Below are 25,098 nucleotides of genomic sequence, written 5' to 3'. Positions count from 1 at the left end.
TCATAACTTTCCACCATTAATTGAGTTTAAACATTTCTTCTTCAATGAAATCTGTTAAAATAAAGGGAGAAAATATTCGAATTTTGTCAGGAAGACAGGTGCTTTGGTCAATGACGATTCATTACTTGGATGTCATGTTGATGGACAGCGTACATAAATTGAACGGCGAACGCTCCATTAGTGCTGTCTACCATCTTTTTAAAGGGAAAAAATCATCACAAACGATACAGGATGCAAGTTTGTTTCAGCTTTCTAGCTACTTCGGCTGCTACCCAGCTTTTACGAGGGATCAGCTGAACCGCTCTGTACAAAGGCTAAAAGAGCAGCACTTAATCAGAAAGACAGGGGATACATTCATTGCCACAGATGCAGGAATAAGTATGCTCAGTCAGTGTTTCACTGAAAAACCGATGCCAGTTTATTTTAATGGTGCCAAGTATCATGATAAAGCAAAGGTGTTATGGATGAGGCTGTCTTTACTTGTGCAGGTCCTTTCGCATCATGCAGCGCGATCACAACACTATGTGCCGATTCAAAGAGATATATCGGTTCAAAACTGGACGAAATCCTTCTTCTCGCAATATCACCAGAAGACAAAGCTTTCTGAAGATATCCATCATGAGCTTGAAACACTTCTTGCTCATTTAACTGATCAAGAGGCACTGCTTTTTGTTTATTCATTGACTTCCAATGAAAGAATCGGACGGACGTACCAGCAAATGGCGGAATGGATGAAAGAAGATGTATGGTATGTTTACTTGCTTTTTTGGAATGTGCTCCATTATTTTATTCAATGTGCGCAAAAAGGTGAGGCACCGATCATCCAGCGAATGATAGATGATCTTCAATTCAAACGTGTGCTGACCACCTCTACCCATAAAACGCTTGAGCTTGTACAAAAAGGGTTCAGTATTGATCAAATTGCTCATATTCGTTCATTAAAAAAAGCGACAATTGAAGATCATATTGTGGAGCTCTCGATACATGAGCCGAGTTTCTCGATCGAACCATATGTCAGCAGTGAAGCTCAAAAGGCGATACATGAGGTAGCCGGTCAGCTCCAAACCAACAAGATGAAGCTGATCAAAGAAAGTCTCGAGCATTCATTTACTTATTTTCAAATACGATTGGCATTGACAAGGATGGTGAAAGCAAGTGGATAAGCTTCATCAGACGCTGATGCGATACTTTGGTTATGATGCCTTCAAAACAGGTCAGGAGGACATTATTCGAAGTGTACTTCAACAAAAAGATACGGTTGCCATGCTTCCTACTGGTGGCGGGAAGTCACTTTGTTATCAAATTCCGGGCTATTTGACAGATGGGTTAGTGCTGATCATTTCACCTCTTTTATCACTCATGGAAGATCAAGTGGAACGCATGAAAATGCGCGGTGAAAAGCGAGTGGCTGCGCTTAACAGTACACTGTCTTTTCAAGAAAGAAGACATATTATTCGGCATTTGCCATCATATAAATTTTTATTTGTCGCACCTGAGGCGCTTATGTCAGAGGTATTGTTAGAGCAGCTCAAAGCGATGCATGTGGGGTTATTCGTTGTAGATGAAGCTCACTGTATATCGGAATGGGGACATGATTTCCGCCCGGAATACTCCAAGCTTGGGGAATGGAGAGAAGCGCTTGGCAATCCTGTCGCCTTAGCACTAACGGCAACTGCAACGAAACAAACCTTAAAAGATACTGTGCAAACGTTGCGGCTAGAGCATCCAGATGTTCATATTCATTCAGTCAACCGGCCGAATATTGCACTATTAAAAGAGGCACATGAAACGAAAGAAGCAAAAGAGAAACGAGCACTTGAGCTTGTGGAAACCCTTCAAGGGCCTGGGCTGATTTATTGTCCGACCCGGCAAATGACAGAAGATATTTCACGTTTGGTGAAACAAAAAACGCATCAACGTGTAGAGTTTTATCATGGTGGAATGGAGTCAGGAGACCGCATGCTGATCCAGCAGCAATTTATCAGTGGTCAAATTGATCTCATTTGCTGTACAAGTGCTTTTGGAATGGGAATTGATAAAGCAAATATACGCTTTGTGATTCATATGAGTCCGCCTCAGTCAATTGAAGCATTTATGCAGGAAATTGGAAGAGCTGGACGGGACGGGAAAAATAGTGTGAGCGTTCTTTTATATACAGAAGAGGATGCGGATATTCAAAGTCATTTGATTCAAGCAGAAGGTTTTGATGATCCAGAAATTGATTTTTTCTTAGCTCGAGTATCACATATGCCGATAAATGATGAAAAGAAATTACGTGAACAATTGATGGAAGCAGGGCTTCAGGAGACGCGCGCGCGAATGCTCTCGCATTATTACACGATGTACCAAACTGAACAGCCCCGTTTACTCATGAAGAAGCTGAAAGAAAAGCTGCAGGATAGACAAACAGAAAAGCTAAAAAAAGTGTGGCAGTTTAAAGAGCATATCACTGGCCATCGCTGCTTTAGGCAATCTCTGTTATCATACTTTGATGAGCAGCTTGATCTAACGGAGGACGCTTCCTTTGGGAACTGTTGCTCTTCATGCGGACTTGACCTGTCTGATTACGAAAAAAAAGATCAACCATTGGAGCTGAATGAAATGAAACACTGGAAGACCGAGCTGGATCGTCTGTTTCACCTGACAAAAGAGGCGCAGCATTGATTGAACAACATCGCCGTATTATTGAAAAATTAACCGATCGACAAGTAGTAGAACAGTTGTATTTCACACAGCTGCTCATGCTGATTGTCTCTTTTTTACTAGGGATGTTTATGTTTGATCATTGGACTGATTTTACAGCCCTATGGCAGATCCGAGATATGCGTATCCTGACTTACGGAATTGGCGGCGCTTTGCTTGTAATTATTGTCGACGCTATTGTCATGAAGGTGTTTCCGGCTCATATGTATGATGATGGCGGATTAAATGAAAAAATGTTCAAAAACCGCAGCATCCCGCATATTGTTTGGTTAACGCTGCTCATTGCCTTTTCAGAAGAAATTTTATTTCGCGGGATCGTTCAGCAGCAATTTGGACTGGAGATTGCAAGCATTGTGTTTGCACTTCTTCACTTTCGCTACTTGTCAAAAATACTCTTGTTTATCCTTGTGGTTTCTATTAGTATTTTTTTAGGACTTTTATACGAGTGGACAGGGAATTTATTCGTTCCTGTCATGACACACTTTGTCATTGACCTAGTCTTTGCATGTCAAATTCGTTTTAAATATTGGGGGAGGGATGAACATGGAAGAAATGTCGAGAATGAAGAGAAAAAAGCAGCAGCTGACAAACATCCATGATGATGATGTAGAGAAAAATCTTGAAGAAGAAAAAGTGCATCCTTCAGATGACTCTCACTTTCCTACACGAGAAGATTTTCATGAATATAAAAAGCAGCGAACCAAAAAGGTGCGTAATCCATTGTTTACGACACTGGCTATTATCTTTCCTATTATTGTCGTCACGGTTTTCTTCCTGTTGATTTATTACACATCAAAGGAAATTAACGATAACAACAATCAAGGTGTTTATATTGATAAAACATCGAGTGCTGACACAGATCCAGTCCCGTCAGCACTTGTTGACACAAAAAATGATTCAAGCGCTGACAAAGCGGATGCGTCTGATGATGAGAAGAAAAAGAAAGATGCTGATAAAGAAAAGCAGCGTTCAAAAGAAAAAGCAGAGCAAAAGAAAAAAGAACAAGCCGCTAAAGAGAAGGCTGAGCGTGAAAAGGCCGAAGCTGCAAAAAAGCGTGAGCAGCAGCAGCTCGCTCTTCAAAAACAGCAGGAAGAAAAAAAGCGAAAAGAAGCAGAAGAGAAGAAGAAGCAGGAAGAAAAGCCTGTTCGTGTCGTGCAGCATACTGTTGGACCAGAGGAAAACTTGTATCGAATTTCCATGAAGTATTATCAAAACCGATCAGGGGAAGAGAAAATTCGATCTTACAATCATTTAAAAGGAAATAGCGTGTACAGCGGACAAGTATTGAATATCCCATTAGAAAATTAATATTTGACATGAATGAATCGAAAAGCACATACATATGTAGAAAAAAGGGACAAGGGTGTATGTGATGACATTGCACGCAATCAGCCGCTATATGGATCAGCCGACACAGAAAATGATTGAAACATTGATCAAAAGGAAACGCAAATACGAGGGATTTGCAAAACAATGCAAAAGGTGGCAATGGACAGCCCTTTTATCACTTGCGATTCTTCTGTTTTATTTTGTGATAACAGCTAATAGCGGGGGCTCCCTGCAGCCGGAAGCGATGATTGCCACATTGCTTGGCCATGAGGTGTTTCTGTTTTGGATCATGGCTGAAGTGTTTGCTTTTTACGCATCGTATTATTATAAGAAAAAAGAAGAAAAGGCTGAGGATGAATATCATAAGCTCAGATGTGAAATTATACAGAAAAGCACAGATTTATGGCCTCAATCAAATCAGTGGAAAGAGCGCGAGGCCGTTTTTCACTTCATGCAGACTCAATATGACATCAATCTCTATTATGAAAGTAAATAAATGAGCAAAAGACGTTTAAACAGTTGAAACGTCTTTTTTCATTCAAGCGTCCTATAAAAGAAAGCTGATACAAGGGAGTCATTCATAATGAAATATGCCATTGGATTTACTGCTGCCATAGCGGCTGTGACAACAGGTGTGTGTGTAACAGCGAAAATGGTGAAAACGGCAAAACAAAACAACATCAAAAAGCATTACTTTACAATAGAAGGACTTAAGTCAGATCGACCTGCTGTCATTTTCTTTATTTCTGATACACATCGCCGTCTAATTAGTGATACTTTATTAGCGGAAGTGGAAGAGCAGCAACCTGATGTCATTATGATCGGCGGGGACTTAGCTGAAAAGGGAGTCCCTTATGCTAGAGTCGAAGAAAATGTGAAACGTCTAGCAAGGATTGCCCCGGTGTATTTTGTGTGGGGGAATAACGACCATGAGCTGCATCAGCAAAAACTTAAAGACATCCTCCATACCTATCAGGTGACGACATTGCAAAATGAGACGGCTGTGTGGGATTTTGAAGGACAGCCCATTAAAATAGGCGGAATCGATGATATCCGGCTTGAAAAAGCAGATTATGAAGCGATACGGCCGGAGTTTGTCAAAGAAGATGTGAATATCCTTTTATCACACAACCCAGATGTGCATCACTTGATGAGTGAAGAAGAGGGAATTGATCTCGTTTTGAGCGGTCATACCCATGGGGGTCAAATTCGCATTGGGAAATTTGGTCCGTATGAAAAAGGAAGAACAGGCCAAGTCAAAGGTGCTTTCTTTCTGATTAGTAATGGTTACGGAACAACAAAGATTCCGATGCGTCTTGGAGCAGAACCAGAAACCCATCTGATCTATTTAATGCCGCTAAAAACGCGCTAAGTTGATGCCCCATCAATATTTTCCATAAAAGTCACCGTAAGCATAGCTTCATGCTTGTCTTCCGTCTTGACACAGTGTAAACTGAATACAAAATTAAGAACCTATGACTCATCATCTCATATACTACAGTATGATGTGTGTTAGAAGAGGCAGGAGGGAACGTTATGCGGCTAGAGCGTCTGAATTATAATAAAATCAAAATTTTTCTCACACTAGATGATCTGACAGACCGAGGTCTTACGAAAGAAGACCTTTGGAAAGATTCGTTCAAAGTTCATCAGCTGTTTAAAGACATGATGAACGAAGCGAATCAGGAGCTCGGTTTTGAAGCGAATGGACCGATTGCTGTTGAAGTATTTTCTCTTCAGGCGCAGGGGATGGTCGTCATTGTGACAAAGAGTCAGCAGGAAGATGCTGATGATGAGTTTGATGAAGATTACATTGAGATGCAAGTCAAGCTCGACGAGAGCAAGCATGTGCTCTATCAATTTGCCTCGTTTGAAGATGTGATTCAACTGTCCCATAGTTTAAGTCGTATTGGACTTTTGGGGGGTACAGTTTACCATTATGAAGGTCAATATTTTCTCAGCCTAGATGATTTCGAAGAACTGTCTGCAGATACGGTCATTTCTATTTTAGCGGAGTTCGGTTCTCCGACGACATTAACCATTCACCGGTTAAAAGAATACGGAAAAGTGATCATGCAGGAAGATGCAGTGAAAACGATTCAACTGTATTTTTAATCACTTTTTTCTATTATATTTAATACTGTTGTGATGAAACAACAGTATTTTTTTATATCCATTTTTATATTTATAAACGCTGATATTTTATTTTGATAAAAAACGCTTTTTACCTTTGCTTTACCAGTACGAAGGTGTATACTATTGCTTGAAAGGGAGCAGTAGATCATGAAAGATTTCTAGGGGGTTTATTTTAATGGCAGCCGATCAAAACGCCGCTCATAACGCAGAAGATAAGCTAGATGTTTTAAAGTCAACTCAAACCGTCATACATAAAGCGCTTGATAAATTGGGCTATCCGCAAGAAGTGTATGAATTGCTGAAGGAGCCAATTCGCCTATTAACGGTCAAAATTCCAGTACGTATGGATGATGGATCGGTGAAAATTTTCACTGGTTATCGTGCGCAGCATAATGATGCTGTCGGTCCAACAAAAGGCGGAATTCGATTCCACCCGAACGTTACTGAAAAAGAAGTAAAAGCGCTTTCAATTTGGATGAGTTTAAAATGTGGTATTGTGGATCTTCCTTATGGCGGAGGAAAAGGCGGTATTATCTGTGATCCAAGAGAAATGTCATTTAGGGAGCTTGAAAAACTAAGCCGCGGATATGTTCGCGCAATTAGTCAAATCGTTGGACCAACAAAAGATGTTCCAGCGCCAGATGTGTTTACAAACTCTCAAATCATGGCATGGATGATGGATGAGTATTCTAGAATTGATGAATTTAACTCGCCAGGATTTATTACAGGAAAACCAATTGTTCTTGGAGGCTCACATGGACGTGATACTGCAACGGCAAAAGGTGTAACGATCTGTATCAAAGAAGCGGCGAAGAAAAAAGGAATTGACATCAATGGGGCTCGTGTTGTCGTTCAGGGATTCGGAAATGCAGGAAGTTACTTGGCTAAATTTATGTATGATGCCGGAGCGAAAATCGTAGGAATTTCAGATGCTTACGGCGGTTTGTATGATGAAGATGGTCTCGATATTGACTACTTGCTTGACCGACGTGACAGCTTTGGAACCGTCACTAAATTATTTAATGATACAATTACAAACCAAGAGCTGCTTGAGCTAGATTGTGATATCTTAGTACCTGCAGCCATTGAAAATCAAATTACAGAAGATAATGCGGCGAACATTAAAGCCAAAATTGTCGTAGAAGCAGCAAATGGACCAACGACATTGGAAGGGACAAAAATTCTTTCAGATCGTGGTGTACTGCTTGTTCCAGACGTACTTGCAAGTGCGGGTGGAGTGACTGTTTCTTACTTTGAATGGGTTCAGAATAACCAAGGGTTCTACTGGACAGAAGAAGAAGTAGAAACTCGTTTAGAAGATATGATGGTGAAATCATTTAATAATATTTATGAAATGGCGCAAAACCGCCGTATTGATATGCGACTAGCAGCATATATGGTCGGTGTACGTAAAATGGCTGAAGCTTCTCGATTCAGAGGCTGGATTTAAGCGACTTATTTGCATCGCGCCTTAAAATCTCCTATCCTTAAATAGGAGATTTTTTTATGGAATCATGCAAAGAATCAAACAGCCCAGCAATTGTTATTGCAGTGAAACGACAGGAGTGGAACAAATGAAACAAGAAAAAGCGATCATAATAGGAGGCGGCCCCTGCGGTCTATCAGCTGCCATTGCATTCAAGCAAATTGGGATTGATGCACTTGTGATTGAAAAGGGCAATGTGGTCAACAGTATTTATCATTACCCTACACACCAAACCTTCTTCAGTACAAGTGAAAAGCTTGAGATCGGTGACGTCGCTTTTATCACTGAAAATCGGAAACCCGTTCGTATTCAGGCGCTTTCCTATTACCGAGAGGTGGTCAGACGAAAAAGCCTTCGTGTGAATGCTTTTGAAAAGGTAAACGCTGTGACGAAAAAAGATGGCCGTTTTACGGTAAATACATCAAAAGACGACTATACATGTGACTATGTTGTGATTGCGACTGGCTACTATGATCATCCTAACTATATGAATGTAAAAGGGGAAGACCTTCCTCATGTGTATCATTATTTTAAAGAAGGACACCCCTACTTTGATAAAGATGTGACGGTGATCGGCGGGAAGAACTCTAGTGTTGATGCTGCCCTGGAACTTGTGAAATGCGGAAGCAGGGTGACGGTTTTATATAGAGGAACTGAATATTCATCCAGCATCAAACCTTGGATTTTACCAGAGTTTGAAGCGCTTGTTCGAAATGGCACCATTCGAATGGAGTTCGGTGCAGAGGTGAAGGAAATCACAGAACAGGATATTGTCTTTACAAACCAGCAGGGCCAAACGGATCGAGTGAAAAGTGATTATGTGTTTGCGATGACAGGTTATCATCCTGATCATTCATTTTTAGAAAAAATGGGTGTAACAATCGATCCAGAATCAGGCCGCCCAGCATTTGATGAACAAACAATGGAAACAAATGTAGAAGGTATTTTCATTGCAGGGGTCATTGCAGCTGGTAACAACGCCAACGAAATTTTCATTGAAAATGGAAGATTTCATGGCGGGTTAATTGCAGAAGAAATCAACAAAAGAATCAACGGGTAAAAAAAGAACTGGGTCCTTCTAAGGGATTCAGTTCTTTTTTATGTAAATTGGGATTATATAGAAGATTATTTTTGGGAAAATGGGCTCGAGTCATATAAAAAAGGGGTGATTCGTGGTACGATAATAAAGGATAATGTAGGGAAAGAGGTCTGATTATGATCGCAATCATTTCAGCAGGTTTAGCTCCCGGCATCGCACTTTTAAGTTATTTTTATTTGAAAGATCAATACGACAATGAGCCGGTTCATATGGTCATCAGATCTTTTATGCTAGGTGTCATACTTGTGTTTCCAACCATGTTTATTCAGTATGTCCTCCAAGAGGAAAATATCGCTACGAATCCTATCGTGATTTCATTTGTGACATCGGGATTTTTAGAAGAATCATTAAAGTGGTTTATTTTAATGGTCAGTGTCTATGCGCACGTACAGTTTGATGAACACTATGACGGGATTGTCTATGGAACAAGTGTCTCGCTTGGATTTGCGACACTTGAAAATATTTTGTACTTAGTGGGTCATGGGGTAGAGTACGCGTTTACACGTGCCTTGCTGCCTGTATCAAGCCACGCTTTATTTGGTGTGGTGATGGGATTTTATATAGGTAAAGCTCGCTTCTCTGATAAAAAAGAGCAGCGAAAATGGCTGATTCTCTCTTTAATACTTCCTATCCTTTTTCATGGCTTATATGATTTCATTCTTCTTGGCATGAAAAATTGGGGATATATTATGTTGCCATTCATGATTTTTTTATGGTGGTTTGGTCTGCGGAAAGCCAAAAAAGCCCGTGCGGTGAAGATGGTACAAATTTAAATTGGAAAACGTCCTATACGTCTTTAGGGCGTTTTTTGTCTTTTCCATCCAATTCCCTCCTGTGATGAATGTATAAAAATAGGGATCGGAAGAAACATATATTCAAACATCAAAAGTACAGGAGGATCAAATATGGACAAAGCTCGTTTTATGAAACAAATCGTCCTTATCTTCTCAATTGTTCTGCTCGCGTCTTCATTGATGACAGCTGAAAAAAGTGAAGCTTTCACAAATCAAGTGATTCAGCGGGGAGCTACAGGAGAAGATGTCGTCGAGCTCCAGGCAAGGCTCCAATACAATGGTTTTTACAATGGAAAAATAGACGGGGTGTATGGCTGGGGAACTTACTGGGCCGTGCGCAATTTTCAAAGCCAGTTTGGTGTAAAGAAAGTTGATGGACTCGTAGGGGAAAAAACAAAAAGCCTATTAGTTCAAAAGACGAAATACTATAAAGAGTTTGTGCAACAGCAGTTGCAAAAAGGGAATCAGTTTACGCACTATGGCGGGAAACCTCTTGATCAGCAAACAAAGGCTCCTGCGCAAAGAAACACGCAAAAAAAGACAGCACAAGGTGCAAAAGAGAATCAAAAAAGTCAAAGCGGAGGAAACAGCTCGTCTGGAAAGCAGTCAGGAAATGGTCAAGCAAATCAAACGCCGAAACAAACAGCAGCCAACATGCCAGGTGGTTTTTCAAGCAATGACATTCAGCTCCTTTCACAAGCTGTTTATAGTGAAGCGAGAGGTGAACCTTATGAAGGACAGGTAGCGATCGCAGCCGTCATCTTAAACCGTTTAAACAACCCGACCTTTCCAAACACGATTGCTGGTGTCATTTTTGAACCGCTTGCGTTTACCGCTGTAGCAGATGGACAATTTTATATGGCGCCAAATGAAACCGCTAAAAAGGCAGTATTTGATGCCATTAATGGCTGGGACCCATCTGAAAGCGCCGTTTATTACTTTAATCCTGATACAGCAACAAGCCCATGGATTTGGGGAAGGCCACAAATTAAACGAATCGGGAAACATATTTTCTGTGAATAAAAAGAGGTGTAAATAAATGATCAGAGGAATATTGATTGCTATTTTAGGAATTGCTGTCATCTCAACAGGATACTGGGGCTATAAGGAGCATCAAGAAAAAGATGCAGTGCTGCTTCATGCAGAGAACAACTATCAAAGAGCCTTCCATGATCTAACGTATCAAGTCGATCAGCTGCACGATAAACTTGGCGCAACACTTGCGATGAACAGCCAAACATCTATATCTCCAGCACTTGCAGATGTATGGAGAATGTCATCAGAAGCGCATAACAATGTCAGCCAGCTTCCGCTCACATTGATGCCTTTTAACAAAACAGAAGAGTTTCTAGCGAATGTCGGTGACTTTAGCTACAAATCGTCACTTAAATCTTTATCAGATGAACCATTAAACAAGGATACACACAAAACCATTACCACTTTATATGATCAAGCGGCAGATATTCAAAACGAGCTTAGACAAGTGCAGCATCTCGTACTCAACAAAAATTTAAAATGGATGGATGTTGAAATGGCACTGGCTGATGGAGATCGAAAAAATGACAACACCATCATTGACGGATTGAAAACCGTTGAGAGAAATGCTGATGCGTTTGCAGATGTTGATCTTGGCCCTACAAATGTGTCAACTGAATCAGAAACGCAAGGCTACAATCACTTAAAAGGGCAAAAGATTTCAAAAAAAGAAGCGATCCGTATCGCCCAGCAATTTGCGCCTGACCATAACAAAGATTTTAAGGTGAGAAAAAGTGGGAGTAAAACGAACCGTGATGTCTACAGCCTGTCAATGTCTGACCCAGACAATCGGGCAAACTTTTATTTAGACTTGACTGAAAAAGGCGGCCATCCTGTCTATCTTCTTCAGAACCGAGAAGTGAAAAAACAAAAAATCAGTTTAAATGATGCCTCAGAAAAAGCACTAAGTTTCTTAAAGAAGCATGGATTCGATACTGAATCATTTCATTTAGATGAGAGTGCGCAATTTGATAATATCGGCGTATTTACCTATGTACCTTTACAGAATAACGTATTGCTTTATCCAGATAGTATTCGAATGAAAGTCGCTTTAGATGATGGTGAGGTTGTGGGATTCTCAGCGAAAGACTATTTAATGAATCACAGAAAACGCGACATAAAAGCACCAAAGATTTCTCGAAAAGAAGCTGAAAAGACCTTAAATAAACATGTGAAGATCGAGGATACACATGTAGCTCTTGTTCAAAATGATATGTCAGAGGAAGTTCTCTGCTATGAGTTTTTAGGAACCATTAAAAACGACACGTATCGAATGTTCATTAATGCAGATACTGGAAAAGAAGAAAGAGTAGATAAACTAAAAAATGCAGAACCTATATATAAAGACCTATAAAAAAGGAAGCGAGGAAAAGGCGAATAAGCCTTTTCCTTTTGTTTTATACATGGTTTAATATAAGAGAGGATACGATTTCACAGATGAAAAGAGTGATGAGGAATGTTACAAATAGGGGATGCAATCACAATTGAGTATGTCAATGAGAACAAAGAAGTGAAAACCGCAAAATCGAAAGTTTTGGAAAATAATAACGATGATATTTGCATTAATTATCCAGCTGATAAAGAAACGGGGCGCACGATCTATTTAAATCAAGAAACAGAAATCACCGTCTTCTTTTTCGATGAAAATCAAATTCCATACAAATGTACAAGCAAAGTCATTGGGAAAAGAAAAGAAGATATCCCGATGATTGTCGTTTCGATTCCGCCAAAAGAAGAAATGATTCGGCTTCAGCGAAGAGAATATCTTCGAGTGGATACGATGGTGAAAGCGTCCATTACGCAAAATGGTGAAGAAACCTTCGACACATTTATTGTCAATATGAGTGCTGGCGGTGTAGCAATTGCCGTTCCAGAAGGTGTCTCACTAAAAGAATATGGCGAGGTCGTCACAGAGTTTGAACTTTCACTTAAAGAACCAGTGAAAATTAAAGCGATTGCAGAAATGAATCGTGTTTATCAAGATGAACAGACGGGGAAAACAAGAGCGATCATGGAATTTACTGAAATCACAAACGACCACCAGCAACACATCATGAAGTATTGCTTCCAGCAGCAGCTTCTAACACGTGTGAAAAAAGTATAAGAATAAAGGTTGTCAAAAGCTTCCATACTAGAGAGGAAGAATCTAGCGTTGGAGGCTTTTTGTATGAAAACAATGGAAAGATGGTTATTCAAAGCAGTGCTTATTCAGCTCATTCTGCTTTTGGCGGTTCAGGTCACCCTTCACTTGACGAAAGGAGAACTATTTTTGTCAAAAGTCGTACAATACGAGGGTGTGAATAACATGAGCATTGAAGATTGGATTGAGACATTTAAGCAAAAGGATTGATAGAAAATTCCCCCGTTTGAGCGGTGATCGTGTTACAATTCATAAGGGAGATTCAATCAAGGAGAGGTATTATGAAAAAGAAATTATCTATCGCAATTGACGGTCCTGCTGCAGCAGGAAAAAGCACTGTGGCAAAAATTGTCGCAGCGAAAAAATCATATATTTATATCGATACAGGTGCGATGTACCGCGCAATTACACTTGCAGCACTCAATCAAGGCGTAGACCTTGAAGACGAACAGGCACTTGATGTGTTATTGAAAAACACAGTCATTGAACTTGTGTCAACTGACGAAGGTCAAAAAGTACATTTAGACACGATCGATGTCACAGAAGACATCAGAACAGACCGCGTAAGCAATCAAGTCTCTGTTGTTGCAAAGCATCGAGCTGTCCGGGAAGAAATGGTCCGCAGGCAGCAAGAGCTGGGGAACCGAGGCGGTGTCGTCATGGATGGAAGAGACATTGGCACGCATGTTCTTCCAGATGCAGAAGTGAAAATTTTCTTGCTTGCGTCAGTAGAGGAAAGAGCAAAACGTCGTTTTGAAGAAAATCAGAAAAAAGGCTATGATGTCAACTACGATCAGCTGATCGAAGAGATTGCAAGACGTGACAAGCTTGATTCTGAGCGGGAGGTATCACCGCTGAAGAAAGCAGATGATGCCATTGAAATTGACACGACTTCCCTTTCTATTCAAGAGGTTGCAGGTAAAATTTTAGATGCAGCAGAGCGTGTAGAAAAACAGTAAGAAATTTTAGAAAACTTTTATAAGTTAGAGGTTTATCTCTTGACAAACAAGGTCTTTTATTAGAAGTTTATACTAATACTATTTTTATTGATCATTCAAGCAATTCTGTTGATTTGAATGTTTCTATAATACATATTCGGCTGGCAATCATCATGCTAAGGACACATATTCACCCAGTCGTTTTAACTAAGCTGTGTAGGTTTGGACCAAGGAGGTTATCGAAATGACAGAGGAAATGAATCAAATCGATGTTCAGGTACCAGAGGTTGGAGATGTAGTGAAAGGGATTGTTTCTAAAGTTGAGGACAAGCATGTCAATGTAGATATCGTCAATGTGAAACAACCTGGGATCATCCCAATCAGTGAATTATCAAGTCTTCACGTTGAAAAAGCATCAGATGTCGTGAAAGATGGCGACGAGTTAGAGCTTAAAGTAACAAAGGTCGAAGACGATGCTTTGATTTTATCGAAACGTGCTGTTGATGCAGACCGCGCTTGGGAAGACCTAGAGAAAAAGTTTGAAACAAAAGAAGTATTTGAAGCAGAAGTAAAAGACGTTGTCAAAGGTGGTCTAGTGGTCGACATTGGTGTTCGCGGATTTATTCCTGCGTCTCTTGTTGAGGCACACTATGTAGAAGACTTCACTGACTACAAAGGAAAAACACTCTCGCTTGTTGTGGTAGAGCTTGACCGCGAAAAAAACCGCGTGATTCTATCGCATCGTGCAGTCGTTGAGCAAGAACAATTAGACAAGAAGCAAGACTTCCTGCAAAAGCTTGCAGTAGGCAGTGTGATTGATGGAAAAGTGCAGCGCCTGACTGACTTTGGTGCATTTGTTGACATTGGCGGCATTGATGGATTAGTTCACATTTCTCAACTATCCCATGCGCATGTCGAAAAGCCATCTGACGTTGTTGAAGAAGGACAGGAAGTGAAAGTCAAAGTTCTTGCTGTTGACCGCGATAACGAACGTATCTCACTATCTATTAAAGAAACATTACCAGGACCTTGGAGCCAAATTGGTGAAAAGGTAAAACAAGGTGATGTTCTTGAAGGAACCGTTCAACGTCTTGTGAGCTTTGGAGCATTTGTTGAAATTCTGCCAGGTGTAGAAGGACTTGTGCATATTTCCCAAATTTCACACAAACATATCGGTACTCCTCAAGAAGTCCTTGAAGAAGGGCAGACTGTGAAAGTGAAAGTGCTTGATGTCAATGAAGATGAAGAGCGCATTTCACTTAGCATTCGTGAATTAGAAGAGAATCCTGAAAAACAAATCGAAGAGGATTACCGTCAATATCAGGCGAAAGAAGAAAATACAAGCGGATTCCAGCTTGGTGACCTGATTGGTGATAAACTCAATAAACTAAAATAATTTGGTGATCAAAATTGACGCGAGCAGAAAGAAAGAAACAGCATATTGAGCATGCTTTGTCGACTGGCCAGCATGCAGCAACAGGTTTACAAGATGTTTCCTTCGTTCACGCCAGTTTACCAGATCTTGCGACATCACAAATTGATACACATACGACAATTGGCGGACTGACTTTCGGTTCGCCAATTTTTATCAATGCAATGACTGGTGGAGGCGGAGAATCGACCTATGAGATTAATCGCTCTTTATCTATCGCAGCGAAGGAAACCAATATTCCAGTAGCAGTCGGATCACAAATGGCTGCACTGAAAGATGCAGACGAACGTCGTACGTATGAAGTGGTTCGAAAGGTAAATCCGGATGGACTCGTTTTTGCCAATTTAGGCAGTGAGGCGACAATTCAGCAAGCACGGGATGCCGTTGACATGCTGGAGGCAAACATGCTCCAAATTCACTTAAACGTGATTCAAGAGATCGTCATGCCTGAAGGAGATCGTGATTTCAGAGGTGCTGTTGAGCGGATCGCAGCCATTACTGAATCAATTGAGGTGCCTGTTGTCGTCAAAGAAGTTGGATTTGGGATGAGTAAGGAAACAGCAAAGAAATTATTTGATGCTGGAGTTGCTGCTGTTGATGTAGGTGGATTTGGGGGAACGAATTTTTCTAAAATCGAGAACCTGCGCCGTCAAAAAGCACTTCGCTATTTTGACCAGTGGGGAATTCCAACTGCAGCGAGTCTGGCTGAAGTACATACAGCCTTTCCAGATCAAACCGTCCTAGCTTCTGGAGGCATTCAAGATGCACTTGATGTGACAAAATCAATTGCTCTTGGTGCGTCTGCCGTTGGATTAGCCGGTTTTTTCTTAAAATCCCTGACGAGTGGAGGAGAAAAGGGCCTCATCTCTGATATCATTGATCTACAAGATGATGTGAAGATGTTGATGACAGTACTTGGCATGAAAACAATGGAGGAGCTAAGGCAAGCTCCGATTGTGCTTACAGGGGAAACAAGTCATTGGCTGAAAGAAAGAGGCGTGGATACTACGTACTATAGTTTAAGAAATAAGAAGACAAAGGACTAAATGAAATGTAGCCCTTTGTCTTCTTTTCAGCGTGAAAGAAAACTTTTTTTGTCTATGAAAGACAGCTCCTTTTTGCGGAGCGAATTTGACATTCGTGAGCACCAATGCGCAGGACTGACACTGAATGCGAGGGTTTGTCTGCACGCTGAGACATGTGGTAATCACATGTCTTTTTTTTATTGATTTCTTTTGCGAGCGTCTTCCGGGCCTTCTAAAGTTGTTGCCCCTTTGTGATGAATGGATTGATCACGGTCAGACTCAACTCTTCTTGACGCCTTAAGGCGTTTTTCCTGTCTATCCTTACCCATCATACATCCCTCCTCAACTATTAGGGTGTCACCTCTTGTTTATTTCATGCAAATCCCGCACCTTCTCATATGTTTAAAAATTGGAGATTTTCCCATAATGTAATTGAGGTGATGAGGGTTGGAGGCATTGTACTATTATTGGTCAATATGGTTCGTTTGGATTATGGTGACATTTATCATGGAGAAAAGCACGTGGCGCAATGTGCTGGGCGTATGTGTTCTCATTCATATTATATGCAGTCATGTCATGGTTTCTATTTTAGACATTAGGATCAATGCAGGATTTTTGATGACCTTTTTATATGCTTGCATGTCATTCGTGATCTTTCGGCCTGCTCATCGAATCATGCGAATCATGCGAATCATGCAATTAGGTTCCATGGTCAGTGCGTATGCCTTTTTTATGATTTTTGCATTATATGATCCAGTTTGGTTCACGATAATAAAGGTGGACTGGGTTGTATTTGCCTTGCTGATCTTGATGTGTTTAACATATGGGCATCAGTTAACGGAACGGATCACTTTATGGATGATGGCTATATGTCTGGGGGAAGCCCTTTATGCGCTTACGATTCATCGCCTCACATCTTCCATTGTCATAGGAGATCTCTCGTTTCTTTCCATGGCTGTTCAAGGAGCTGTCTTTCTATTAGGTGTAGGTCAGCTTGAAAAACTCTTGAACACCCGTTCATCTAGAAAACCAGTAAAAGGGGCTGCAAAATCAACATGACAAATTACACGTTTCCTGTGATTATTGGTGTCATCTTTGGGATGGCGGCTAGGCTCTATATGCTAAGAACTGATTATCGGCAATATCCCACATATATTCATGGACAAGTGATTCACATTGCGCTAGGTTTTATCGCATCAGGGCTTGGTGCTATTATTATGCCTGCGCTGATCCAGGAAGAATTCACTGCAATTACCTTTCTGACGCTTGCAGCCACGCAATTTCGTGATGTGCGTAATATGGAAAGAAATACATTGACCCAAATGGATTCGTATGAGCTTGTCTCACGAGGCAGTACATATATCGAAGGCATTGCGATCGCCTTTGAAAGTAGAAATTATATTGCCATTCTTACTGCCCTTATTACAACGACCGCCTGTATTTTCTTTTCGCTCGTCGTTGGGACCGTGGTCGGTATTCTTTGTTTTTTCATGGCAAAACTATTAATGTCAGGGAGCCAATTAAAGGATATCGTGAATATTCAAAAAGGGGAACTTCGTTTTGACGGCGCAGGACTTTACGTAAATGATATTTACATTATGAATATCGGGCTGCCTGAAAAGCAAAAATTGATTTTAGAGCATGGAATGGGGTTCATCTTGACTCCGAAGAATTTTAACTCGGCCACAACCATCGCAAACCTTGGGCAGCGGCAAGCTATCTTATTTGATTTATCCAACGTGCTTGGTGTATACCGAGATTCTGGTGAACCATCGCTTTGTCCGCTCGCAAAACGTGATCTGAATAATGGCACACTTGGCGTATTCATTTTACCGCAATGGCAGCGTGAAGATTTAGCTGTCCGTGTATTAGAAGAGGTGCCTATTTTAGAAAATGCCATTAGAATGCCGACAGATTTCATTAAAAAGAAAGTGAGGTAATAGGGCATGGCGAACACCATTGAACAATTTATATTGGCTGTGGCGACAACAAATAAAGAGCGGGTCATTGGCGGAACAGCCGTTTTTTTCTGTGAAAATAAAGAAGAGCTCGACATGTATGCCATGAATTTAGAGGCCATTTTAGATGGAATTGCACACGGCATTGGAGAAGATCTTTACTTGATCGTCAAACATTTTTAAGTTATTCATTGTGGTCTGATTAAAAATTGATATAATATATAAGTTGAACCCTTCATGTTTGAAGGGTTTATTTCATAAAACTGAATGAAAATTATAAATCCCGGTTGAAACATGATGATGAACATATTGAATCGCGGCTGGATTGAAAGGAAGGGTACTATGGGTAAACCTGTCGTAGCCATTGTTGGAAGGCCCAACGTTGGAAAATCTACAATTTTTAATCGAATCGCAGGCGAAAGAATATCGATTGTAGAAGACACACCTGGTGTAACAAGAGATCGAATCTATAGCTCTGCTGAATGGTTAAATTATGACTTTAATTTAATAGATACTGGTGGAATTGATATTGGAGATGAGCCGTTTTTGGCGCAAATTCGCCATCAGGCTGAAATCGCAATGGATGAAGCGGATGTTATTATCTTTATGGTCAATGGAAGAGATGGCGTCACATCTGCGGATGAAGAAGTCGCAAAAATTTTATATCGCACGAAAAAACCTGTCGTACTTGCTGTCAATAAATTGGACAACCCTGAAATGAGAAGCGACGTGTATGACTTTTATGCACTTGGATTTGGCGAACCGTATCCGATTTCTGGAACGCACGGACTCGGTCTAGGTGATCTGCTTGATGCTGTCGCAGAGCATTTCAAAAACTTACCAGATACACAGTATGATGAAGAAGTGGTCCAGTTCTGCTTAATCGGCCGCCCAAATGTAGGGAAATCCTCTTTGGTGAATGCGATGCTCGGTGAAGAACGTGTCATTGTCAGCAACATCGCTGGTACAACAAGAGACGCTGTAGATACAATGTTTACGTACAACCAACGTGACTTTGTCATTGTCGACACAGCCGGTATGAGAAAAAAAGGGAAAGTTTATGAAACAACAGAGAAATACAGTGTACTCCGTGCGTTGAAAGCCATTGATCGATCGGATGTTGTCGCTGTTGTTCTTGATGGTGAAGAAGGCATTATTGAACAGGATAAACGTATTGCCGGCTACGCACACGAAGCGGGTAAAGCCGTTGTGATCATTGTGAACAAGTGGGATGCTGTTGAAAAAGACGAGCGTACAATGAAGGAATTTGAGCAAAACATTCGCGAGCATTTTCAATTCCTTGATTATGCACCTGTCTTATTCATGTCTGCTCTTACGAAAAAGAGAATTCACACGTTAATGCCAACAATCATTACCGCTAGTGAAAATCATGCGATGCGCGTTCAAACTAACATTCTAAATGATATTATCATGGATGCCGTAGCAATGAACCCAACGCCGACCCATAACGGACAGCGTCTGAAAATTTACTATGCAACACAAGTGGCGATCAAACCGCCGTCCTTTGTTGTGTTTGTAAATGATCCAGAACTTATGCACTTTTCTTATGAGCGTTTCCTAGAAAACCGAATTCGAGATGCATTTGGTTTTGAAGGAACACCAATTAAAATATTTGCGAGAGCGAGAAAATAAAAAGGGTGAGCAGGATGAAGAAAATTTCAGTACTTGGAGCAGGGAGCTGGGGAACAGCTCTTGCGCTTGTATTAGCTGATAATCATCATGATGTACACATGTGGGGACATAGACAAGAATTAATTGATCAAATCAATGAGAAACATGAAAATCATGATTACTTGCCTAATGTTGCATTGCCAGCGTCTATTCAAGCGACAACAGATATGAAACAGGCACTAGAAGGGACAGATGCGATTATTGTCGCTGTGCCAACAAAGGCTATTCGAGAAGTATTGAAACAGGCCAATGAGTTCATTACGTCAAAGGTGCCATTTGTTCATGTCAGTAAAGGAATTGAACCAGATACGCTTCTTAGAATTTCTCAAATGATTGAACAAGAAGTCCCAGAAGCGAAAAGGGAAGCAGTGGTTGTTCTGTCAGGACCAAGTCACGCTGAAGAAGTTGGCTTGCGTCATCCGACAACTGTGACTGTCTCGTCAGAACATATTGAAGCAGCTCAATTTGTTCAAGATTTGTTCATGAACAATCATTTTAGAGTGTACACCAACCCTGATGTGATTGGGGTGGAAATTGGCGGGGCGCTGAAAAACATCATCGCTCTTGCGGCAGGGATCACAGACGGACTCGGATATGGCGATAATGCGAAAGCAGCGCTCATCACAAGGGGTCTTGCTGAAATCGCCCGCCTCGGCACAAAAATGGGAGGAAACCCTCTTACATTTGCCGGATTAACAGGTGTTGGAGATTTGATTGTCACATGTACAAGTGTTCATTCGCGTAACTGGCGCTGCGGGAATTTACTCGGTAAAGGATATAAGCTCGAAGAAGTGCTTGAAAAAATGGGGATGGTTGTCGAAGGCGTCCGCACAACAAAAGGCGCTTATCAGCTCTCCAAAGAATACAAGGTCAGCATGCCGATTACAGAGGCTCTTTACGGCGTCCTATTTGAAGGGAAAAAGGTTGACGATGCTGTAGAATCTTTGATGGCACGTGTGAAAACACATGAGATGGAAGACCTTGTGAACATGTTCGAAAACCAAACAAAGTAATTGGAAGACTGAACTTAGGCGTGTAGAGGATGCAAGAAGGGGAAGACTTGCATAACATAACAATGAAGTTTGAATAGAGCTTTGCCTCTACAGAATGAGGAAAAATAGTCGACCTAATGACTGAAGCAGAGTCCCCCTCTTTGCTTCAGTTTTTTTATTCACTTTTTTCTGAATGATTGGAAAAATGATTGATATTTTACTTAATTTTGGTTTAGAATGAAATATAAACGCTTACAATTCGTTTATATTAAAGGGGGACAGGCACGATGAGTTTTGCTTTAATCAAGATGTGGTTTGCGCTTGGTTCAATGGGGCTCATGTTTTTAGCCGTTGTAACCATTTATTTGAGTAGGTTTAAGCTGAAGAGCCGATTTCTGAAAATAACAGCTTCGACTGTTGCGTACAGCTTGATGCTCATATCAGGTATCATTGTGTTTTTAGTTGTAGTTAGCGGGCCGGTCAATGAATAAAGAAAAAGGAAGAATGTGATGATCAAAGCAAAAATCAGTGTCATGCTGTTAACACTTATTTTACTTACGGGGTGCCTCTATCCAGAGAATCGCAAAGCTGAAAACCGCGTGCCATATAAAGAGCAGCTGCAAAGTGTGCAGACAGCGATTGAAGACTTTCAAAAAGCGACAAATGGCCTTTTACCGATTGAAACAAAAGAAGGCGACACACCTATTTATCAGAAGTATGTCATTGACTTTAAGCGTCTGTCACCAAGATATTTACACGATGTACCGTCGACATCTTTTGAAGGCGGGGGCGAATATATCTATGTCCTCACAGACGTCGAACAAAATCCAACGGTGAAACTGCTTGATGTCAAAATGACACAAACGATCAGTGAATTACGTCTAAGGATCAAAATATATCAAGATGAACATACATATCCGCCATATGGCAAAGTAGTATCCAAAGATTTATATACGTTAAATGAAAAAAAACTAGGGTTAAAAGCACCGCCTACAGTGACGAGCCCTGTCACGGGTGAATCACTTCCATTACTGATTTCCTCAAATGGCGAAATCTATGTTGACTATCGCAGTGATTTTGCCCAGATTTTGAAAAATACGAAACAAAAGCTGAAACCAGGTGAAAATATTCAAGATGTCTATTGGCAGGAAACCCCGTTTGTACCAGCGTTTTCTGTTCCATATACGATCAACAAAAAAGGTGAGCCGGCTTTTTTAGAAAAAAAGACGTCATAAACAAGAATGAACCTTTCTCCTCTGCATATAAATGAGGAGAAAGGTTTTTTTATGGCTAAACATACTCTCAAAACAAAAAAGGTGTCATATTCAAATAGGACAACGTCATACACATATATTGTCCTGACACCTTTCAAGCACCGTTTGATTGAAGTATAGAGTATTTTATTTGAAAACGAGGATAGCAAGTCCGGGAGGGGATCACTTGGAAAAAGTCGATATTTTCAAGGATATCGCTGAACGAACAGGAGGCGATATATATTTAGGAGTCGTTGGAGCTGTTCGTACAGGGAAATCTACGTTTATTAAAAAGTTTATGGAGCTCGTGGTGCTCCCGAATATCAATAATGAGGCAGACCGTGCAAGAGCACAGGATGAATTGCCGCAAAGCGCAGCAGGAAAAACCATTATGACCACAGAGCCAAAATTTGTGCCAAATCAAGCGGCATCCATTCACGTGAGCGACGGTCTGGATGTCAACATTAGGCTTGTCGATTGTGTAGGCTACACCGTGCCTGGTGCACGCGGGTATGAAGATGAAAATGGTCCGAGAATGATTAATACGCCGTGGTATGAAGAGCCAATCCCGTTTCATGAAGCAGCGGAAATTGGTACACGCAAGGTCATTCAAGAGCATTCAACCATTGGTGTTGTGATTACAACAGATGGATCAATTGGGGAAATCCCAAGACATGACTATATTGAATCAGAAGAACGTGTCATTGACGAACTCAAAGAAGTTGGAAAGCCGTTTATTATGGTGATCAACTCTGTGAGACCTTATCACCCTGAAACAGAAGCACTGCGGCAGGAACTTAGTCAAAAATATGATATTCCTGTACTCGCGATGAGTGTCGAAAGTATGAGAGAACAAGACGTCCTCAGTGTACTTCGTGAAGCATTATATGAATTCCCAGTGCTTGAGGTGAATGTGAACCTGCCAAGCTGGGTCATGGTACTAAAAGAAGATCATTGGCTAAGAGAGAGTTATCAGGATTCAGTGAAAGAAACCGTCAAGGATATTAAGAGATTAAGAGATGTTGACCGAGTGGTAGGTCAGTTCAGTGAATTCGATTTTATCGAAAGAGCGGGCTTAGCGGGCATTGAAATGGGTCAGGGGATCGCAGAAATTGATCTGTATGCGCCGGATGATCTATATGATCATATCCTAAAAGAAGTGGTTGGTGTGGAAATTAGGGGCAAAGATCACCTTCTTGAGCTCATGCAAGATTTTGCACATGCGAAAACGGAGTATGATCAAGTGTCTGACGCTTTAAAAATGGTGAAGCAGACTGGTTATGGAATTGCGGCACCAGCTTTGTCGGATATGAGTTTAGATGAGCCGGAAATCATTAGGCAAGGATCAAGATTCGGCGTCAGATTAAAAGCAGTCGCACCATCTATTCATATGATTAAGGTAGATGTAGAAAGTGAGTTTGCGCCGATTATCGGAACAGAAAAACAAAGTGAAGAGCTCGTCCGATACTTAATGCAAGACTTTGAGGATGATCCGCTTTCTATCTGGAATTCCGATATATTTGGACGCTCACTCAGCTCGCTTGTCAGAGAAGGCATTCAAGCAAAACTCTCGCTGATGCCGGAAAATGCAAGGTATAAACTAAAGGAAACGCTTGAACGAATTATTAACGAAGGATCAGGCGGTCTGATCGCGATTATTCTATAGGATGTGAGACCTCTCATTGATGGGGGTCTTTTTTTGCGTGCAGGTGAAGTCATAAAAAGACAATTGTATAAAGATTAGTCAGATTCAGGCTGAAATTAGGAATATTCGTTCGCAAAAGTGCCCTTAATCCTTGACGAATAAGGATTCTTCCCTTTAAAATGCTTGATATGGTATTTCATATGTGTTAATCTACTTACAGAAAATCTTCACTTTGTTGGACAAACATTCCTTCAAAGAGAAGTTTTCTAATGAAAAGCCATGTATGACGCTTTCTAGACGCTCTTTTTTTCAAAAAAAGTGTATAGAAAGAAGATGAATTGTGAAGAAATGATAACAATCTATTGAATGCATATTTTTGGGAGGAGGTGAAAGGCATGAACAAGACAGAACTTATTAACGCGGTTGCTGAAGCAAGCGAGTTATCTAAAAAAGACGCGACAAAAGCAGTTGATTCTGTTTTTGATACAATTTTAGATGCACTTAAAAATGGTGACAAAATCCAACTTATTGGTTTTGGTAACTTTGAAGTACGTGAGCGTTCAGCTCGTAAAGGACGTAACCCACAAACTGGTGCAGAGATCGAAATCCCTGCAAGCAAAGTACCTGCTTTCAAACCAGGTAAAGCACTTAAAGACGCGGTGGCAGGTAAATAATCGTTATGTGTAATGATCCTATTGAAGGAGTTATACATATACAGTTTCACACTGGTCTAGAAAAGCCCCTTTGATAAGGGGCTTTTCCTTTTGAATCAAATGGTTTGTTTAGAACGCTCTCCTTTGCTTTTAGGATCTGAAGTGTGCTAGAATCTGAATGAAATGTAATCGCCTTTGGAGGATATAATACATGAGTGAAATAAATAAAGAATTAATCGAACACGCGGTACGCGATATATTAAAAGCAATCGGAGAAGATCCAGATCGTGAGGGACTTCTTGATACCCCAAAACGAGTAGCAAAAATGTATGAAGAAGTGTTCTCGGGATTAAATGAAGATCCAAAAGAACATTTTAAAACCATTTTTGGTGAAGATCATGAAGAACTTGTTCTTGTGAAAGATATTGCTTTTCATTCAATGTGTGAACACCATCTTGTGCCATTCTATGGCAAAGCCCATGTCGCTTATATTCCGCGCGGCGGAAAAGTAACGGGACTCAGCAAGCTGGCGAGAGCAGTAGAAGCCGTGGCAAAGCGCCCGCAGCTTCAGGAGCGCATTACATCAACGATTGCAGATAGTATGGTGGAAACTTTAAATCCACATGGTGTGATGATTGTCGTTGAAGCAGAGCATATGTGTATGACGATGCGCGGAGTGAAGAAACCCGGCGCTAAAACCGTCACTTCAGCCGTACGCGGTACATTTGCAAATGATGCGGCAGCAAGAGCAGAAGTGCTTTCATTTATTAAAAACGACTAATCCATAG

At 40.8% G+C, this 25,098-nt stretch carries 28 protein-coding genes; 27 read left to right on the top strand and 1 reads right to left on the bottom strand.

Annotated elements, in window-relative coordinates; all coding sequences use genetic code 11:
• Positions 1-110: 110 nt before the first annotated feature.
• The 17 genes from M2353_RS10770 to fni all read left to right on the top strand — a co-directional run bounded on the left by M2353_RS10770 (position 111) and on the right by fni (position 16,138).
• Positions 111-1,163, top strand: coding sequence for a YpbB family protein (locus M2353_RS10770; protein ID WP_284725398.1), 1,053 nt, complete (start codon positions 111-113; stop codon positions 1,161-1,163).
• A complete protein-coding gene (locus tag M2353_RS10765) occupies positions 1,156-2,664 on the top strand; it encodes a RecQ family ATP-dependent DNA helicase (RefSeq protein ID WP_058336694.1) in 1,509 nt (502 codons plus the stop codon). Before M2353_RS10770 ends, M2353_RS10765 begins: the two co-directional genes overlap by 8 nt.
• Positions 2,661-3,302 carry a CPBP family intramembrane glutamic endopeptidase gene (locus M2353_RS10760; protein ID WP_008344498.1) on the top strand — a complete coding sequence of 214 codons (642 nt, stop codon included), beginning with the start codon at positions 2,661-2,663 and terminating at the stop codon, positions 3,300-3,302. The genes M2353_RS10765 and M2353_RS10760 overlap by 4 nt, the downstream gene beginning before the upstream one ends.
• Entirely contained in the window at positions 3,247-4,011 is a 765-nt protein-coding gene (locus M2353_RS10755; RefSeq protein ID WP_284725397.1) for a LysM peptidoglycan-binding domain-containing protein, read from the top strand. The genes M2353_RS10760 and M2353_RS10755 overlap by 56 nt, the downstream gene beginning before the upstream one ends.
• Before the next feature lie 64 nt (positions 4,012-4,075).
• Positions 4,076-4,528, top strand: a complete 453-nt coding sequence (locus M2353_RS10750; RefSeq protein ID WP_007500988.1) for a DUF2663 family protein — start codon at positions 4,076-4,078, stop codon at positions 4,526-4,528.
• An 87-nt stretch (positions 4,529-4,615) separates the two neighbouring features.
• Entirely contained in the window at positions 4,616-5,404 is a 789-nt protein-coding gene (locus M2353_RS10745) for a metallophosphoesterase (RefSeq protein ID WP_048001875.1), read from the top strand.
• Between the two features lie 164 nt (positions 5,405-5,568).
• The gene (locus M2353_RS10740; protein ID WP_007500984.1) at positions 5,569-6,147 is read left to right on the top strand and encodes a genetic competence negative regulator; all 579 of its coding nucleotides are present in this window, start codon (positions 5,569-5,571) and stop codon (positions 6,145-6,147) included.
• Between the two features lie 196 nt (positions 6,148-6,343).
• Entirely contained in the window at positions 6,344-7,618 is a 1,275-nt protein-coding gene (locus tag M2353_RS10735; protein WP_007500982.1) for a Glu/Leu/Phe/Val family dehydrogenase, read from the top strand.
• Positions 7,619-7,742: 124 nt separating this feature from the next.
• The gene (locus M2353_RS10730) at positions 7,743-8,714 is read left to right on the top strand and encodes a YpdA family putative bacillithiol disulfide reductase (RefSeq protein ID WP_024718498.1); all 972 of its coding nucleotides are present in this window, start codon (positions 7,743-7,745) and stop codon (positions 8,712-8,714) included.
• A 155-nt stretch (positions 8,715-8,869) separates the two neighbouring features.
• Positions 8,870-9,526, top strand: coding sequence for a glutamic-type intramembrane protease PrsW (gene prsW / locus M2353_RS10725; RefSeq protein ID WP_008344507.1), 657 nt, complete (start codon positions 8,870-8,872; stop codon positions 9,524-9,526).
• A 132-nt stretch (positions 9,527-9,658) separates the two neighbouring features.
• Entirely contained in the window at positions 9,659-10,570 is a 912-nt protein-coding gene (sleB, locus tag M2353_RS10720; RefSeq protein ID WP_008344509.1) for a spore cortex-lytic enzyme, read from the top strand.
• A 16-nt stretch (positions 10,571-10,586) separates the two neighbouring features.
• Positions 10,587-11,936 carry a germination protein YpeB gene (gene ypeB, locus M2353_RS10715; RefSeq protein ID WP_008344510.1) on the top strand — a complete coding sequence of 450 codons (1,350 nt, stop codon included), beginning with the start codon at positions 10,587-10,589 and terminating at the stop codon, positions 11,934-11,936.
• 102 nt (positions 11,937-12,038) lie between these two features.
• Positions 12,039-12,686, top strand: a complete 648-nt coding sequence (locus M2353_RS10710) for a flagellar brake protein (RefSeq protein ID WP_007500975.1) — start codon at positions 12,039-12,041, stop codon at positions 12,684-12,686.
• A 63-nt stretch (positions 12,687-12,749) separates the two neighbouring features.
• Positions 12,750-12,932 carry a YpfB family protein gene (locus M2353_RS10705; protein ID WP_008344514.1) on the top strand — a complete coding sequence of 61 codons (183 nt, stop codon included), beginning with the start codon at positions 12,750-12,752 and terminating at the stop codon, positions 12,930-12,932.
• Positions 12,933-13,003: 71 nt separating this feature from the next.
• Positions 13,004-13,681 carry a (d)CMP kinase gene (cmk, locus tag M2353_RS10700; protein WP_072368265.1) on the top strand — a complete coding sequence of 226 codons (678 nt, stop codon included), beginning with the start codon at positions 13,004-13,006 and terminating at the stop codon, positions 13,679-13,681.
• A gap of 223 nt (positions 13,682-13,904) precedes the next feature.
• A complete protein-coding gene (rpsA, locus tag M2353_RS10695; protein ID WP_008344519.1) occupies positions 13,905-15,056 on the top strand; it encodes a 30S ribosomal protein S1 in 1,152 nt (383 codons plus the stop codon).
• Between the two features lie 14 nt (positions 15,057-15,070).
• Positions 15,071-16,138 (top strand): type 2 isopentenyl-diphosphate Delta-isomerase, encoded by a 1,068-nt coding sequence (gene fni / locus M2353_RS10690; RefSeq protein ID WP_046343860.1) that lies wholly within the window; start codon positions 15,071-15,073, stop codon positions 16,136-16,138.
• Positions 16,139-16,314: 176 nt separating this feature from the next.
• On the opposite strand, the gene M2353_RS10685 is transcribed toward fni, so the two are convergent.
• A complete protein-coding gene (locus tag M2353_RS10685) occupies positions 16,315-16,446 on the bottom strand; it encodes a YpzI family protein (protein ID WP_008344525.1) in 132 nt (43 codons plus the stop codon).
• Positions 16,447-16,564: 118 nt separating this feature from the next.
• Between M2353_RS10685 and M2353_RS10680 the strand changes: the two genes are divergently transcribed.
• From M2353_RS10680 to folE, 10 genes are all read left to right on the top strand, one after another.
• Positions 16,565-17,176: a YphA family membrane protein gene (locus M2353_RS10680; protein WP_425332873.1), complete on the top strand. Its 612-nt coding sequence runs from the start codon at positions 16,565-16,567 to the stop codon at positions 17,174-17,176.
• Positions 17,173-18,057 carry a YIEGIA family protein gene (locus M2353_RS10675; protein ID WP_039165753.1) on the top strand — a complete coding sequence of 295 codons (885 nt, stop codon included), beginning with the start codon at positions 17,173-17,175 and terminating at the stop codon, positions 18,055-18,057. Before M2353_RS10680 ends, M2353_RS10675 begins: the two co-directional genes overlap by 4 nt.
• 6 nt (positions 18,058-18,063) lie before the next feature.
• Positions 18,064-18,258, top strand: a complete 195-nt coding sequence (locus tag M2353_RS10670; RefSeq protein WP_008344527.1) for a capping complex subunit for YIEGIA — start codon at positions 18,064-18,066, stop codon at positions 18,256-18,258.
• 159 nt (positions 18,259-18,417) lie between these two features.
• Positions 18,418-19,728: a ribosome biogenesis GTPase Der gene (gene der, locus M2353_RS10665; RefSeq protein ID WP_008344528.1), complete on the top strand. Its 1,311-nt coding sequence runs from the start codon at positions 18,418-18,420 to the stop codon at positions 19,726-19,728.
• Positions 19,729-19,742: 14 nt separating this feature from the next.
• Entirely contained in the window at positions 19,743-20,780 is a 1,038-nt protein-coding gene (locus M2353_RS10660) for an NAD(P)H-dependent glycerol-3-phosphate dehydrogenase (protein WP_035702907.1), read from the top strand.
• A gap of 266 nt (positions 20,781-21,046) precedes the next feature.
• Positions 21,047-21,250: a DUF2768 domain-containing protein gene (locus M2353_RS10655; RefSeq protein ID WP_024718503.1), complete on the top strand. Its 204-nt coding sequence runs from the start codon at positions 21,047-21,049 to the stop codon at positions 21,248-21,250.
• Positions 21,251-21,268: 18 nt separating this feature from the next.
• Positions 21,269-21,994, top strand: coding sequence for a hypothetical protein (locus M2353_RS10650; RefSeq protein ID WP_007500961.1), 726 nt, complete (start codon positions 21,269-21,271; stop codon positions 21,992-21,994).
• A gap of 205 nt (positions 21,995-22,199) precedes the next feature.
• Positions 22,200-23,678, top strand: a complete 1,479-nt coding sequence (gene spoIVA / locus M2353_RS10645; RefSeq protein WP_008344534.1) for a stage IV sporulation protein A — start codon at positions 22,200-22,202, stop codon at positions 23,676-23,678.
• 374 nt (positions 23,679-24,052) lie between these two features.
• On the top strand, positions 24,053-24,331 hold the full coding sequence (gene hbs / locus M2353_RS10640; RefSeq protein WP_003215863.1) for a non-specific DNA-binding protein Hbs: 279 nt from the start codon (positions 24,053-24,055) through the stop codon (positions 24,329-24,331).
• Between the two features lie 190 nt (positions 24,332-24,521).
• A complete protein-coding gene (gene folE / locus M2353_RS10635) occupies positions 24,522-25,091 on the top strand; it encodes a GTP cyclohydrolase I FolE (protein WP_003215789.1) in 570 nt (189 codons plus the stop codon).
• Positions 25,092-25,098: the final 7 nt, after the last annotated feature.

The sequence above is a fragment of the Bacillus aerius genome, assembly GCF_029894105.1.
Lineage (GTDB): Bacteria > Bacillota > Bacilli > Bacillales > Bacillaceae > Bacillus > Bacillus altitudinis.
This window is presented reverse-complemented; position numbering and strand designations above follow the sequence as displayed.